Raw genomic sequence first — 14,495 nt, forward strand, 5'->3', positions numbered from 1 at the left:
TGCAGGTCAGAGGATGGCCGGGTCGCTTTTGCCATTTTTGCCGCACTCCTAAAATCGCGTCATTACCATGGAAGCTCCTGCCTTTGGCCTGCCCGTACCGCCCCAAGCCCCCGCCATCCCCGCCCGGGAAATGGTGTCCTGTTATCATTGCGGCGAAACCTGCGATGGCAGCATCGCCGAAGCTGAAAAATGCTTTTGCTGCGAGGGCTGCAAGTTCGTCTTCGGCCTGCTGCAGGAAAACGGCCTGTGCAATTATTACGAGCTGAGCAAAACTCCGGGTATCAAGGTCACCGGCAAATTTGCCTCGGACCGCTTTGCCTACCTCGACAACGCCGACGTGATCCGGAAACTGGTACGCTTTACCGACGGCAAGCAAAGCCACCTATCCTTTTACCTGCCCCAGATGCACTGCGCTTCCTGCATCTGGCTGCTCGAGAACCTGCATACGATCCAGCCCGGCATCAGCCACTCCAAGACCAATTTCGGGCGCAAGGAGATCTTTATCGTCTTCGACCCGGCGGCCACTACCCTGCGCAAGGTGGTGGAGCTGCTGGCCTTCGTGGGCTACGAGCCCTATATCAGCTTCAACGATTCGGAAAACAAACGGGTGAAGAAGGTGTCGCGGGGCCAGATCTTCCGGATCGGCGTGGCCGGCTTTGCCTTCACCAACATTATGATGCTGAGCTTCCCGGACTATTTTGCTTCCGGCCAGATCGGCCAGGAAGAGCTGGAGCGGGTGTTTCCCTACCTGAACCTGCTGCTGGCCCTGCCGGTATTCTTTTACAGCGCTTCGGGCTTCTTCGTGTCGGCCTGGAAAGGCCTGCGCCAGCACTGGCTCAACATCGACGCCCCCATCGCCCTGTCCATTCTCATGACCTTTTCGCGCTCCGTGTACGAAGTGCTGAGCGGCACCGGCACCGGCTATTTCGACTCCATGGCCGGCATCGTGCTGTTCATGCTGGTGGGACGCTGGTTCCAGGACAAGACCTATGACTCCTTTTCCTTTGACCGCGATTATAAATCCTACTTCCCCCTGGGCGTGACCGTGCTGCAGGAAGGGGGGGGCGAAGCCGCCGTGACCATCTCGGACCTGAAGCAGGGCGACCGCATCGTGGTGCGCCATGGCGAGATGGTGCCGGCGGATGCCTTGCTGGTGAGCGGCGAGGGCAGCATCGACTACAGCTTTGTATCGGGCGAGAACACCCCCGTGCTACGGCGCAAGGGCGAACTGGTGTACGCCGGCGCCCGCCAACTGGGCGGCAGCCTGGTGCTGGAAGTGGCCAAGCCCGTAGCCCAAAGCTATATCACCCAGCTGTGGAACAACAACGAGGTGTTCAGCCCACAAAAGAACCGCGACAAATCCTTTATCCATCCCTGGAGCCGCTATTTTACTTTAGTGCTGTTTTCCATTGCCACCGCTGCGGGCATTTACTGGGCCCTGAACGATCCGTCAAAAATTTTGCCTTCCGTAACCGCCGCCCTGATCGTGGCCTGCCCCTGCTCGCTGCTGCTGTCGGCCACCTTTACCTTTGGCAACATGCTGCGGTATTTCGGCCGCAACAAGCTGTATTTGAAAAACGCCTCGGTGATCGAGGCCCTGGCCCGCATCAACAACCTCGTGTTTGATAAAACCGGTACGCTCACCCATACCGCCGAAGCCACCATCACCTACGAGGGCGAGCCGCTGTACAGCGGGGCCCAGGGCCTTTTGTATTCCCTGCTTAAAGAATCGGCCCACCCCCTCAGCCGCCTGCTGAAGGACCACCTGCTGCAAGGCGGCGCCGTGGCCCCCCTGCCCGTCACCGGCTTTTCGGAGCTGGCCGGAAAGGGTACCGAAGCCCTGGTGGACGGCCGCCCGGTCCGCATCGGCTCTTCGGCCTTCGTTACCGGCGCCAAAAGCGAAAAACGCCCGAACGCCGCCCAGGTGTGGGTGGCCATCGACGGGCGCACCTGCGGCCATTTTACCATCAGCAACAGCTACCGCAAGGGGGTGCAGGAAATGGCCCAAACCCTCCACCGCCGCCGCTACGGCCTCCACCTGCTTTCCGGCGACAACAACGCCGAGCGTAAAAACCTGGAAGCGATCTTCGGCAACGACACGCCCCTGCACTTCAACCTGACACCGCAGGCCAAGCTGGAATACATCCAGGTACTGAAATACTACGACGATAAAAAGCGCATCCTGATGCTGGGCGACGGCCTGAACGACGCAGGCGCCCTGAAGCAGGCCGACGTGGGCATTGCCGTCACCGAGAACACCAGCCAGTTCACGCCGGCCTCCGACGCCATCCTCGACAGCTCCAACGTGGGCCTGCTGCCGGCCTTCCTGCGCTACGCCCGCTCCGGCCGGCGCATCGTCACGGCCTCCTTTATCCTGTCCATCCTCTACAACATCGTGGGCCTGAGCTTCGCCGTCCAGGGACAACTCTCCCCGCTGGTCGCCGCCATCCTCATGCCTGCCTCCTCCCTCTCCATCGTGCTGTTCGTGACGGTTGCGACGTCCGTTTCCGCCAGGAGAAAGGGGCTTTGAGGAGTTTGCGAGTTTACGAGTTTACGAGTTGCTGGCGCCGGTACGGAAGAAACTACAAAAGTCTTCTAGACTTTTGTAGTTTGTCGTTCTGCCAGAATGTTCCTGCCGGAGTTACGCCAACTCGTAAACTCGTAAACCCGTAAACTCGTAAACTTTTCGGAGGTTGACTTTCCTCATGTTTCGCTTTGACGGCAGTCATCGTTGGCTCAGCAGTACGGAAATACTTTTGAGACCCGAAACTCCTTTAAAATGAGCGTATTACTTGTACTTATCGCCGTAAGCATCCTGGTAGCCGGAGGGTTCCTGGCGGCTTTCATCTTTTCGGTCAAACGGGGCCAGTATGATGATGACTATACCCCCTCGGTACGCATGCTTTTCGACGATCAACCTTCCACTACCGATACTCAGAAATCTTAAAACCAAAATAGCACCGATACATGCAAAAGGAAACCGTCTATTCCGGCAATGAGCTGGCCGCCGCCCCACCCCACACGGCTGCCGGAAATAGAGAACAATTCTATTACGACAACAAAACCACCGCCCTCTTCGCCTATGCCACCATCATCTGGGGCGTGGTGGGCATGCTGGCAGGCCTGTGGGTGGCGCTGCAACTGGTATTCCCCAAAACCCTGAACGTGGGCCCCTGGTTCAACTTCGGCCGCCTGCGCCCCCTGCACACCAACGCGGTGATCTTCGCCTTCGTGGGCAACGGCATCTTCATGGGGTATTATTATTCCATCCAGCGCCTGCTGAAGGCCCGCATGTGGAGCGACAAGCTCAGTAAGGTCCACTTCTGGGGCTGGCAGGCCATCATCGTGGCTGCTGCCATCACCCTGCCCCTGGGGTATTCCACCGCCAAGGAGTACGCCGAGCTGGAATGGCCCATCGACATCGCCATCACCGCCATCTGGGTGGTATTCGGCTGGAACATGTTCGCCACCATCCTCAAGCGCCGCGAACGCCACCTGTACGTGGCCGTGTGGTTCTACCTGGCCACTTTCATTACCGTGGCGGTGCTGCACGTGGTCAACTCCTTCGAGCTGCCCATCTCGCTGTGGAAAAGTTATTCCTGGTATGCCGGGGTGCAGGACGCCCTGGTGCAGTGGTGGTACGGGCACAATGCCGTGGCCTTCTTCCTGACGACTCCTTACCTCGGATTGATGTATTACTATATGCCCAAGGCGGCCAACCGCCCGGTGTTCTCCTACAAGCTGTCCATCATCCACTTCTGGGCGCTGATCTTCATGTACATCTGGGCCGGCCCGCACCACCTGCTGTACACCGCCCTGCCCAACTGGGCGCAGTCGCTCGGCATCGTGTTTTCCTTTACCCTGCTGTTTCCCAGCTGGGGCGGCATGATCAACGGCCTGCTCACCCTGCGCGGCGCCTGGGATAAAGTGCGTGAAGACGTTATTTTGAAATTCATGGTGGTGGCCATCACCGCCTACGGCATGGCTACCTTCGAAGGGCCGATGATGTCGCTGAAAAGCATCAACGCCATCAGCCACTTCACCGACTGGACCATCGCCCACGTACACGTCGGCGGCCTGGGCTGGAACGGCATGCTCACCTTCGGCATCCTGTACTGGCTGATGCCCCGCATCTTCCGCACCGAGCTGTATTCCAAACGCCTGGCGAATATGCACTTCTGGCTCGCTACCCTGGGCATCATCTTCTATGCCGTGCCCATGTACATCGCCGGCTTTGCGCAGGCCTCCATGTGGAAGCAGTTTACGCCCAGCGGCCAGCTGAAATACCAGTTCCTCGAAACGGTGAACTTCATGAAGCCGTTCTATGCCACCCGTGGCTTCGGCGGTGCCCTGTTCGTGGCCGGTGCCATCCTCATGATGTACAACCTGTTCCAAACCGCCGCCAAAGGCAGGCTGCTGGCCAATGAAGCCGCGGAAGCCCCCGCGCTGGTAAAAGAATACAAAAAGCACCAGGGCGAACACTGGCACCGCTGGATCGAACGCAAGCCCACCCCGCTGCTGGTCTTTACCCTCATCGCCATCCTGATCGGCGGCGCCGTGGAAATGATCCCCACCTTCCTGGTGAAATCCAATATTCCCACCATCGCCAGCGTGAAGCCGTACACGCCGCTGGAGCTGCAGGGCCGCGATATCTATGTACGCGAAGGCTGTTACACCTGCCACTCGCAGATGATCCGTCCCTTCCGGTCCGAGACGGAGCGCTATGGCGAATACTCCAAGGCCGGAGAGTTCGTGTACGACCATCCCTTCCAGTGGGGCTCCAAGCGTACCGGTCCCGACCTGGCCCGTGAAGGGGTAGGCAACAACCGCAAGAGCGACACCTGGCACTTCAACCACCTCGATGACCCGCAATCCATTTCTACCGGTTCGGTGATGCCCGCTTACTCGTTCCTGATCGACAACGCCCTGGATACCGCCACCACGGCGGCCAAGATCCGGGCCATGCGTACCCTGGGCGTGCCTTATGCCGAAGGCTACGAAAGCACCGCCAATGCCGACCTGATGACACAGGCCGGGGAGATCACCAGGAACCTGAAGAAGGACAACATCAGCGTGCCTTCGGATAGGGAGATCGTAGCGGTGATCGCCTACCTGCAGCGCATGGGAACCGATATCGGAAAAAACAAAACTGCTCAAAACACTAAATAAACTGTCATGCTCAAGTTCGTCAAGCAACACGCCGCATCCATTGAGGGGATCGACATTTATCCCGTCATATCGCTGCTGATCTTCTTCCTCTTCTTCGTGGGTATGCTGTACCTGGTGAAGCGCATGGACCAAAAAAGCGTGGAAGAGATCTCTTCCCTGCCGCTGGATGAGGCCGGGGACCTGTACACCATTTTTCCCTCACAAGCAAACAACCTGCATCAATCATGAGAAAGAGCACCACGTATAAATTCCTTTTTTCCGGCCTCCTGCTGGTCCTGCTGCAATCGGCAGCCCGGGCCCAGGAAGCCGCCGCCGGAGCCGGGGACGCCGGGGCCGCCGAAGCCGCAGCTGCTGCCGGTGGCTGGTTCCACTGGGGCATGGCCACCCTGTTCCTGTTCGTCCTGTTCTTCCTGGCCTCGGTGCTGCTGCGCTTCAATAACCTGGGCAAGGAAGGGGCCGATGAAGACGTGAGCCTGCAGCAATGGTGGGCCCGCCTGAACCGCAAGGTGTTCACCAGGGCCGTGCCGGTGGAAGACGAGGATGGCATTATCCTCGACCACGAATACGACGGCATCCGCGAGCTGGACAACGCCCTGCCGCCCTGGTGGAAATGGGGCTTTTACCTGTCGCTGGTGGTGGCGGTGATCTATGTGTTCCGCTTTCATGTGCTGAAGACCGGTCCCGATCCCGAGCAGGAGTACCGCACCGAGATGTCGCTGGCGGCCGCCCAGCTGGAGGAGTACCGCAAGACCTCGAACGATATGGTGGATGAAAAGACCGTGACGCTGTCCGACGCCGCCGGTATCGAGGCCGGGAAGAAGATCTATTCGCAGTCGTGCTTTCCCTGCCATGGCGGCAAGGGCGAGGGCGGCGTCGGGCCGAACCTCACCGACGACTACTGGCTGCACGGCGGCTCGCTGGGCGACGTGTTCAAGACCATCAAGTACGGCTGGCCCGACAAGGGCATGCAGGCCTGGGAAAAGACCTTTTCGCCTTCCCAGATCAAGGACCTGGCCAGCTACATCAAATCCCTCCGGGGTACCAACCCGCCCAATGCCAAGGCGGCGCAGGGCGACCTGTACGCCGAGGCTGCCACGGCCGGCGCTCCCGCCAAATAACCATCCCACCTGCCGCCCTTCCCCGGACGGGCGGCAGGTTTTCCCAAGCACTTTTCCCTCACCGGATTAACCTACACCCGCACATGAAAAATTCACCGGCTGCTTTCGATAACCGTGCAGAAGAAAAAAAAGTACTGCTCGACCAGTCTTTTCGTGATTCCGTAGCCACCATCAACAAAGAAGGGAAGCGCAATTTTCTCCATCCCAAAAAGCCCAAAGGCCGGTTATACGGCTGGCGCAGCCTCGCGTCGGTGGTCTACCTGGTCGTGTTTTTTACCCTTCCCTTCATCAAAAGCGGCGGGCAGCCCCTGTTCCTTTTTAACATCGCCGAGCGGAAGTTTATCCTTTTCGGACAGATCTTCTGGCCGCAGGACTTTTTCATCTTCGCCATCGGCCTGCTTGCTTTCATTGTGTTTGTGATCCTGTTCACCGTGGTGTTCGGCCGCGTCTGGTGCGGCTGGGCGTGCCCGCAGACGGTGTTCATGGAAATGGTGTTCCGCAAAATAGAGTACTGGATCGACGGCGATTCCAGCCAGCAGAAGCGCCTGAAGGCCATGCCCTGGAACGCCTACAAAATAAAAAAGCGCACGCTCAAGATAGCTGTCTTCTTCGCCCTTTCCTTCCTCATCGCCAACTTCGCCCTGGCCTACCTGGTAAGCATGGACCAGGTGCTGCGGATGATCCACGACGGCATCGGGGCGCACAAGGGCACCTTTGCCTCCTTGGTAGGTTTTACCGCCGTATTCTTTGCCGTCTTTTACTGGTTCCGCGAGCAGGCCTGCATCGTTGTTTGTCCCTACGGACGGCTGCAGGGAGTGTTGCTCGATAAAAAATCCATTGTCGTGGCCTACGATTACGTACGCGGCGAGCCCCGCGGCAAGGTGAAAAAAGCTTCTTTGGAGAACCCGCTGGGCGACTGCGTGGATTGTTCGGCCTGCGTATCGGTTTGTCCCACGGGCATCGACATCCGAAATGGTACGCAGCTGGAGTGTGTCAACTGCACCGCCTGCATCGATGCCTGCGACGCCATCATGGAAAAGCTGAACCGGGGCACGGGCCTGATCCGCTACGATTCGGAAGAGAACATCGCCCAGGCCAAGAAGTCCACCTTCAACTGGCGGCTGGCGGGTTATTCCTCGGTGCTGGTACTGTTGTTAGGCTTCCTTTGTTTCCTGCTGGTGAGCCGCAACGACGTGGATGCGCTGGTGCTGCGGACGCCGGGCCAGATCTTTCAAACCCTTCCGGATGGCCGCATCAGCAACCTGTACAGCATCAAGGTTACCAACAAAATACGGAAAGAGATTCCCTTGACCCTGAAGCTCGAAAACGTAAAAGGCGAGATCGCCCTCATCGGCCAGAAACTTCTGGTACCCGGTGAGTCGTATTTCCAAACAGGCTTCTTCGTCCAGATCGACCGCCAGCACATTGTCCGCCGCAAAACCCAGCTGGTGATCGGCATATACGAAAACGGACGGCGCATCGAAACCGCCAAAGCCATGTTTTTAGGACCGGGTTATTAGGGTGGGAAAAAGGAATTGGTTAATTGGTTAATTGGGTATTAGGAGCGGCGGTGAAAGAATTAAAAAAAGGTAGTATAAAAAAACTAAAAAACATTTTATGAAAATTTCCTGGGGATATAAAATAGCAGGGGCGTATATCACATTTGTGATCGGCATTCTTTTCCTGGTGTTCCAGGCCAACCGGCAGACGTTCGACCTGGTGACGGAAGATTATTACGGTGAAGAGCTGAAGTTCCAGAATGTTATCGACCGGCGGCAGCGGGCTTCCGAGTTGTCGGCCCTTCCGCAGATAACTTATGCGGGCGGCGAGCTGAAGCTGGCCTTGCCTTCGGAATTTGTCGGCAAGGAGGTGAAAGGGGAACTGTACCTGTACCGTCCTTCCGATGCCCGCAAGGACATCCGCAAAAGCTTTTCCGTTACCGGTACCGATTGCAACGTGCTGCTGCCCGGCGGCCTTTCCGGCATGTACGACATCAAGCTTTCCTGGCAGTCCGGTGGCCAGTCCTTTTACCACGAGCAAAAAATATTCTTCTAATCCCTTAACCTTATGGACCGATGTTTCTAAAAGTCTTTTCTTCCCCCGTCACGATGAGGATCGCAGCCTTGGCCGGCCTGCTGGGCGCTTTTGGTATCTATTTTTATTACGGAGCCGAGGCCCAGCCCTCATCGCCCCTGGTCTTGTTGCTGCTGGCCACAACGGGCTTGTTCATTAGCCGTAAAAAGGAGCTGGGAAGCAGCGTCTTCCTGTCCTTTGCCGGCGCCTCGCTGCTGGTACATCCCTTCCTCTTCCTTTCCCCCGCCGGCTATGCCGTTGCCGCCTTCCCGCTGCTGCTGGCCGGCGTTAGTGGCTTGGTTCGCTGGTGGAACAGGAGTTGAGGTATTGGTTCATTGGTTAATTGGGAATTAGGAGGGGCCGTCCTTGCCAAATGACCAATGTCCAATGACCCAATACGCTTCGACCTGAATGCCCAATATCCCAATATCCCAATTAACCAATTAACCAATACCTCCCCCACATGGATTTCCTTCAAATCATCACCACCGCCCTGGTCATGGGCCTCATCGGCAGCCTGCATTGCGTGGGTATGTGCGGGCCGCTGGCGATGGCGTTGCCGGTAGCGCACCGCAGCAGCCGCGGACGGCTGTTGGGCGGCCTGATCTACAATACGGGGCGGGTGCTGACCTATGCCGTGCTGGGAGGGATACTGGGATTGGCCGGGGAATACCTGCTGTCGTCGCACTGGCAGGGCAACCTGTCCATTGCCTTGGGTGCCTGCATCTTTATGTACCTTCTTTTTCCTTCGCAGAAAAAAGCTACCACTCTGCTGGCTACCTGGGCCAATAAGCCTTTTGTGCACCTGCGGCTCGCGCTGGGCCGACTGTTCCAGTCGAAAAAGTATACCTCCTTATTTGCCATTGGCGTGCTCAACGGGCTGCTGCCCTGCGGCATGATCTACCTGGCGGTGAGTTCGTCGCTGCTGGCCGGCTCGGCCCTGAAGGGCAGCCTGTTCATGCTGCTGTTCGGGCTGGGCACTTTTCCCGCCATGGTAGCGGTCGTGTTTTTCGGCAGTTATGTCAACCAGCAGTTGCGCCTCGGCCTGCGCAAGGCCGTTCCCGTCTTTTTGTTCTTCATGGCCACCCTGCTGGTGCTGCGGGGCCTGAACCTGGGCATTCCCTTCGTCAGCCCGGCCCTGCCCGATGCTCCCCAGGCAGCGGTGCTGTGCCATTAAGGCCGTTTCACCTGAAAATCTTATCTTTAAAAGGAACCAACACCTCCTTTTTTGATACGATTTATTTTAAACAATACCGAACAGGTTACGAGCCTTCCGCCCGGCTCGCTGCTGGTGGATTATCTTCGCTACCACCGCCATCTCACCGGTACCAAGATCGGCTGCCGCGAGGGCGACTGCGGGGCCTGCACCGTGCTGGTAGGCGAACTGAAGGAGGGCGAACTGGTCTACCGGTCCTTTGTTTCCTGCCTGACGCCGCTGGCCAACGTGCAGGGCCGCCACGTGCTGACCATTGAAGGTATTAATGGCACCGCCCTGAGCCCCGTGCAGCAGGCCATGGTGGACGAGGCCGCCACCCAGTGCGGCTTTTGCACGCCTGGTTTCGTGGTGTCGCTGACCGGCTTTTGCCTGGGCGGCAAAGAAGCTACTTCCGAAAATGCCCTGGCCGCTATCGACGGCAATATCTGCCGCTGCACCGGTTACAAATCCATTGAACGGGCCGCCCGCAAGGTGGCACAAGCGATGGAGGGCAGGGGAGGGGCGGACCCGGTGACTTTTGCCGTGAAAAAGGGCGTGGTGCCGCATTATATCGCAGGGATAAAAGAGCGGCTGCAACAATTGTCGCTTGCTGCCGACGGCCAGTTGGCCGGAGGGGAAAAGCCCCAACCCTTCGTAGGAGGGGGAACCGACCTGCTTGTGCAGCGGCCCGACGAACTAAAGGATTCCGCCAACCGCTACCTGTTCCAGAACGGCGGTAAACGTATCGTGCAGGAAGGCGATCGTTGTGTACTGGACGGGAATGTAACGGTTACGGACCTGGCGGAGTCGGAGCTGTTCCGGCGCCACTTCCCGCGGCTGGACCGTTACATAAAACTGGTTTCTTCTACACCTATCCGCAACATGGCCACCGTAGGAGGGAATTTCATCAATGCCTCTCCCATCGGCGACTTTACCATTTTCTTCCTGGCCCTGGATGCCCGCCTGCTGCTGGGCGATGGCGACAACCGCCGCGAATTGCCCCTGCGCCAGCTGTACAAAGGTTATAAGCAACTGGACCGGCTGCCCGGGGAATACATCGAAAAGATCAGCTTCCGCCTGCCGGACTCCCATACGCATTTTCATTTCGAAAAAGTAAGCAAGCGCACCCACCTGGATATTGCCAGCGTCAATTCCGCTATCAGTTTGAGGAGGAATAATGACAGCATTACCGAAGCGCATCTGTCCGCAGGCGGTGTCGCTCCTATACCCCTTTACCTGGAAAAGACCTCGACCTTTTTACATGGAAAAAAGATCAGCGAACAACTGGTGGATGAAGCCGTCGAGCTGGCCCAGGCCGAGGTCAGTCCCATCAGCGATGCCCGTGGCTCAGAGCAATACAAGCGGTTGTTGCTGGGGCAATTGATCCGCGCCCATTTTGTGTCATTAGTGGAAGCAGAGATGAGCAGAAGTGATGCGTAATTAGGAAGGGTGGTTCCCTGCCCAATATCCCAATTAACCAATGAACAAATTCCTGTACCTCAAAACCCCTCCGCAATGAAAAATATAGATTCCATCACCCACATAAAAGGCGAATCGGTTTACCTCGACGACCTGCCGCTGCTGCAGGGCACCCTCTTTGCCGCCGCCTTCGGCTCACCGGTAGCCCATGGCCATATCACGGCCCTGCACCTGGAAGAGGCCGAAGCCCTCCCCGGTGTGGTCAAGATCTTTACCAGCCGCGACATTACCGGCGATAACCAGATCGGCGGCATTGTTCCCGACGAGCAGTTGCTGGCTGATTCGGAAGTGCATTTCTGCGGCATGCCCATCGCCCTGGTGGTGGCCGAGACCGAAGAGGCGGCCCGTGCCGCCGTCCGCCTGGTACGGGCCGATATCGACCCCCTGCCCGTAATCACCAATCCCCGCGAAGCCAAGGCAAAAGGCGAGCTGATCGTGCCGCCCCGCACCTTTAAGCTGGGCGATACGGCCGGCGCCTGGCAGCAGTGCGCCCATGTTTTTGAAGGCACGGCCGATACCAACGGGCAGGAGCACCTCTATATCGAAACCCAGGGCGCCTACGCCCTGCCTTCGGAGGGCGGGGGGCTCAAAATATATTCCTCCACCCAGGCGCCTACGGCCGTGCAGCGCTGCCTGTCCCGCGTGCTGGGCGTGCCCATGCACCTGCTGGACGTGGAGGTGGGCCGCCTTGGCGGCGGCTTCGGCGGCAAGGAGGACCAGGCCAACACCTGGGCCGCCCTCTGCGCCCTGGCTGCTTACGTGCTGAAAAAGCCCGTAAAATATTCCCTCCACCGGGCCGAGGATATGGTCATGACCGGAAAGCGCCACCCTTATTCTTCGGATTATAAAGTAGGTTTGGATAAGGATTTGAACATCATTGCCTGGGAGGTGGAGTTTTACCAGAATGCCGGCGCCGCGGCCGACCTGTCGCCGGCCGTGCTCGAGCGCACCTTGTTCCACTGTACCAACTCGTATTTTGTGCCCAACGTCACCGCCACGGCCTACAGCTGCCGCACCCACCTGCCGCCTAATACGGCCTTCCGCGGCTTCGGTGGCCCGCAGGGCATGTTCGTCATCGAGTCGGCCATTGCCCATGCCGCCGAAGCGCTGGGCATCGATGCCGCGGTGATCCAGGAAAAGAACCTGAATAAAACCGGCGACGAATTTCCCTACGGCCAGATCGCCGAAAGCGAAGCCCGCGCCTGCTGGAAAAAGGCGGAGGAGATTTATGCGATTGGGGACTTGCGAAAGGAAGTGGAGGCGTTTAACAGTAGCAACCGGCAGTATAAAAAAGGCCTTTCCTTCATGCCCATCTGCTTCGGCATTTCCTTTACCAAGACCTTTATGAACCATGCCCGCGCACTGGTGCACGTATACACCGACGGCAGCGTGGGCATCACCACCGGCGCCGTGGAAATGGGGCAGGGGGTGAATACCAAGATTTTGCAGGTGGCGGCAGAGGTGTTTGCCCTTCCGCCCGAAAAAATAAAAATCCAATCCACCTCTACCTTCCGCATTGCCAATACGTCGCCCTCGGCCGCCAGTGCCACTGCCGACCTCAATGGGAAGGCCACCCTGCTGGCCTGTACGGCCCTGCTGGAGCGCCTGAAGAAAGTAGCTGCCGAAGAGCTGGGCGTGGAGCCCGGCGCCGTGGCGGTGAAGGACGGCCAGGTGTGGGCGGATGGCCAGCCAACGTCTTTGGACTGGCCGAAGCTGGTGATGGCGGCCTTTGTAAGACGGGTGAGCCTGTCGGAGCATGCCCACTATGCCACACCGGAGATCCACTTCGATGCCTCGAAGGAAAAAGGTCATCCCTTTGCCTACCATGTGTACGGTACGGCCATCACCACCGTAACGGTCGACTGCCTGCGCGGCACCTATACCATCGACGCCGTGCGGGTGGTGCACGACTTCGGCGCCAGCATGAACCCGGTGATCGACCGCGGCCAGATCGAGGGCGGCATCGTGCAGGGCGTGGGCTGGATGACGCTGGAGGAGGTGGTGTACGACGAGGCGGGGCGGCTGCGCTCCAATGCCCTTTCCACCTACAAGGTGCCGGATATTTATTCGGCCCCGAAAGCCATCGCCGTCGACTTCCTGCAGACCGATGCGGACAACCTGGCGGTCTTCCGCTCCAAGGCGGTGGGCGAGCCCCCGCTGATGTACGGCATCGGTGCGTATTTTGCGCTGCGCAACGCCCTGCGGGCCTTCCGCCCGGGAGCCGTCGTGCCGTTTTCCGCTCCCATGACGCCCGAAAAAGTGTTACTGGCTTTATACCCACAAAAAGGATTTTTGCAACCGCATGAACAAACAACTGATCACCTGGCAATTCATTCATAAGAGCCTGTCGAAGGGCATCCCCGTCATGTTGCTGTACGTGTTGCACAGCAAGGGCAGCAGCCCCGGCCGTCAGGGCTTTTTCATGGCGGTGAATGCTGCCGGTGAAATGGAAGGCTCCATCGGCGGCGGCATCATGGAACACAAGCTGGTGGAGCGGGCCAAGGACAAGCTGGTCAGCGGCGAGGAGGAGCATACCCTGCGCCTGCAGGTGCACGACAAAAGCGCCCGCCACCAGAGCGGCATGATCTGCTCGGGCGAGGAAACCGTATTCCTGTACCGGGTGCATGCCGATGAAATAGCCCTTATTGAACGGATGGTGCACTGCCTGCAGCAGAACGGCGACGGCCTGCTGGCACTGTCGCCCGCCGGCATCCGCTTCCTGGAAGGCGCCGCCCCCGACGGGGATTATTATTTTCAAAAAATTTCCGACGACGACTGGAAATACGAAGAAAAGATCGGCTACAAAAACCAGTTGTACCTGGTGGGCGGCGGCCACTGCGCCCTGGCCTTTTCCCGCCTCCTGTACAACATGGACTTTTACACCCGCCTGTACGAGGATCGTCCGCACCTGAACACGCTGCAGAAAAATTTTTACGTGCACGAAAAACATATCCTCTCCGATTACAGTGAGCTTCGGCACTATATTCCATCAGGACCGCACCACTACGTAGTGGTGATGACCGTGGGCTACCGTTCCGACGATACCGCCGTCAGGGCTTTATTGGGAAAAGAGTTTGCCTACTTCGGCCTGCTGGGCAGTGCCCATAAGATCGCGCAGATGTTTACCGCCTACCGGTCCGAAGGCCTGCCCGAGGAATGGCTGCAGCGGATCCATGCGCCCATCGGCCTTCCCATCCATAGCCAGACACCCGAAGAGATCGCGGTGAGCATAGCCGCAGAGATCATCCAGGTGAAAAATGAGCGGAGCCGGGAAGGGCTGAAGGCGGCCATACCGGCCACCGTGAAGAACAAAAAGGAAGGAGAGGTGTAAGTCCTTCCCGGGCAGGGCTAAAAAGCTCAGGAATAAATAATTAAAAAAGAATATGCATAAATAGTTTAATTTCGTAGTAGATTTCCGGTCTGCTATACCGGGAAGCCCGTTTCTTTTCCGTGCCCCTCCA

General features: G+C 58.2%; 12 protein-coding genes. All 12 read left to right on the forward strand.

Annotated features, from left to right (window positions below):
• The first annotated feature begins 67 nt into the window (after nucleotides 1–67).
• The 12 genes from V9K67_RS08320 to V9K67_RS08375 all read left to right on the forward strand — a co-directional run bounded on the left by V9K67_RS08320 (nucleotide 68) and on the right by V9K67_RS08375 (nucleotide 14,365).
• Nucleotides 68–2,530: a heavy metal translocating P-type ATPase gene (locus V9K67_RS08320; RefSeq protein ID WP_336721410.1), complete on the forward strand. Its 2,463-nt coding sequence runs from the start codon at nucleotides 68–70 to the stop codon at nucleotides 2,528–2,530.
• Between the two features lie 249 nt (nucleotides 2,531–2,779).
• Nucleotides 2,780–2,947 carry a cbb3-type cytochrome oxidase assembly protein CcoS gene (ccoS, locus tag V9K67_RS08325; protein ID WP_336721412.1) on the forward strand — a complete coding sequence of 56 codons (168 nt, stop codon included), beginning with the start codon at nucleotides 2,780–2,782 and terminating at the stop codon, nucleotides 2,945–2,947.
• A 20-nt stretch (nucleotides 2,948–2,967) separates the two neighbouring features.
• Complete coding sequence (gene ccoN / locus V9K67_RS08330; protein ID WP_336721413.1) at nucleotides 2,968–5,169, forward strand: cytochrome-c oxidase, cbb3-type subunit I; 2,202 nt, start codon at nucleotides 2,968–2,970, stop codon at nucleotides 5,167–5,169.
• Nucleotides 5,170–5,175: 6 nt separating this feature from the next.
• Complete coding sequence (locus tag V9K67_RS08335; RefSeq protein ID WP_336721414.1) at nucleotides 5,176–5,397, forward strand: CcoQ/FixQ family Cbb3-type cytochrome c oxidase assembly chaperone; 222 nt, start codon at nucleotides 5,176–5,178, stop codon at nucleotides 5,395–5,397.
• Nucleotides 5,394–6,287 carry a cbb3-type cytochrome c oxidase N-terminal domain-containing protein gene (locus tag V9K67_RS08340; protein ID WP_336721415.1) on the forward strand — a complete coding sequence of 298 codons (894 nt, stop codon included), beginning with the start codon at nucleotides 5,394–5,396 and terminating at the stop codon, nucleotides 6,285–6,287. Before V9K67_RS08335 ends, V9K67_RS08340 begins: the two co-directional genes overlap by 4 nt.
• Before the next feature lie 83 nt (nucleotides 6,288–6,370).
• Nucleotides 6,371–7,807 carry a cytochrome c oxidase accessory protein CcoG gene (ccoG, locus tag V9K67_RS08345; protein WP_336721416.1) on the forward strand — a complete coding sequence of 479 codons (1,437 nt, stop codon included), beginning with the start codon at nucleotides 6,371–6,373 and terminating at the stop codon, nucleotides 7,805–7,807.
• Between the two features lie 97 nt (nucleotides 7,808–7,904).
• Nucleotides 7,905–8,342 carry a FixH family protein gene (locus tag V9K67_RS08350; protein ID WP_336721417.1) on the forward strand — a complete coding sequence of 146 codons (438 nt, stop codon included), beginning with the start codon at nucleotides 7,905–7,907 and terminating at the stop codon, nucleotides 8,340–8,342.
• Between the two features lie 20 nt (nucleotides 8,343–8,362).
• Nucleotides 8,363–8,683 (forward strand): hypothetical protein, encoded by a 321-nt coding sequence (locus V9K67_RS08355; RefSeq protein WP_336721418.1) that lies wholly within the window; start codon nucleotides 8,363–8,365, stop codon nucleotides 8,681–8,683.
• A gap of 140 nt (nucleotides 8,684–8,823) precedes the next feature.
• Nucleotides 8,824–9,537, forward strand: a complete 714-nt coding sequence (locus V9K67_RS08360) for a sulfite exporter TauE/SafE family protein (protein WP_336721419.1) — start codon at nucleotides 8,824–8,826, stop codon at nucleotides 9,535–9,537.
• Between the two features lie 51 nt (nucleotides 9,538–9,588).
• Nucleotides 9,589–10,995, forward strand: a complete 1,407-nt coding sequence (locus tag V9K67_RS08365; protein ID WP_336721420.1) for an FAD binding domain-containing protein — start codon at nucleotides 9,589–9,591, stop codon at nucleotides 10,993–10,995.
• 75 nt (nucleotides 10,996–11,070) lie between these two features.
• Nucleotides 11,071–13,374, forward strand: coding sequence for a xanthine dehydrogenase molybdopterin binding subunit (locus V9K67_RS08370; RefSeq protein ID WP_336721421.1), 2,304 nt, complete (start codon nucleotides 11,071–11,073; stop codon nucleotides 13,372–13,374).
• Entirely contained in the window at nucleotides 13,337–14,365 is a 1,029-nt protein-coding gene (locus tag V9K67_RS08375; RefSeq protein WP_336721422.1) for an XdhC family protein, read from the forward strand. Before V9K67_RS08370 ends, V9K67_RS08375 begins: the two co-directional genes overlap by 38 nt.
• Nucleotides 14,366–14,495: the final 130 nt, after the last annotated feature.

The organism is Huijunlia imazamoxiresistens (genome assembly GCF_037132455.1).
Taxonomy (GTDB): Bacteria; Bacteroidota; Bacteroidia; order Chitinophagales; family Chitinophagaceae; genus Flavisolibacter; species Flavisolibacter imazamoxiresistens.

Coding starts and splice junctions, on each gene's coding strand:
- V9K67_RS08375 (WP_336721422.1), top strand. CDS start 13,337: ATGAACAAACAACTGATCACCTGGCAATTCATTCATAAGAGCCTGTCG.
- V9K67_RS08320 (WP_336721410.1), top strand. CDS start 68: ATGGAAGCTCCTGCCTTTGGCCTGCCCGTACCGCCCCAAGCCCCCGCC.
- V9K67_RS08335 (WP_336721414.1), top strand. CDS start 5,176: ATGCTCAAGTTCGTCAAGCAACACGCCGCATCCATTGAGGGGATCGAC.
- ccoS (WP_336721412.1), top strand. CDS start 2,780: ATGAGCGTATTACTTGTACTTATCGCCGTAAGCATCCTGGTAGCCGGA.
- V9K67_RS08370 (WP_336721421.1), top strand. CDS start 11,071: ATGAAAAATATAGATTCCATCACCCACATAAAAGGCGAATCGGTTTAC.
- V9K67_RS08360 (WP_336721419.1), top strand. CDS start 8,824: ATGGATTTCCTTCAAATCATCACCACCGCCCTGGTCATGGGCCTCATC.
- ccoN (WP_336721413.1), top strand. CDS start 2,968: ATGCAAAAGGAAACCGTCTATTCCGGCAATGAGCTGGCCGCCGCCCCA.
- V9K67_RS08340 (WP_336721415.1), top strand. CDS start 5,394: ATGAGAAAGAGCACCACGTATAAATTCCTTTTTTCCGGCCTCCTGCTG.
- V9K67_RS08355 (WP_336721418.1), top strand. CDS start 8,363: ATGTTTCTAAAAGTCTTTTCTTCCCCCGTCACGATGAGGATCGCAGCC.
- ccoG (WP_336721416.1), top strand. CDS start 6,371: ATGAAAAATTCACCGGCTGCTTTCGATAACCGTGCAGAAGAAAAAAAA.
- V9K67_RS08350 (WP_336721417.1), top strand. CDS start 7,905: ATGAAAATTTCCTGGGGATATAAAATAGCAGGGGCGTATATCACATTT.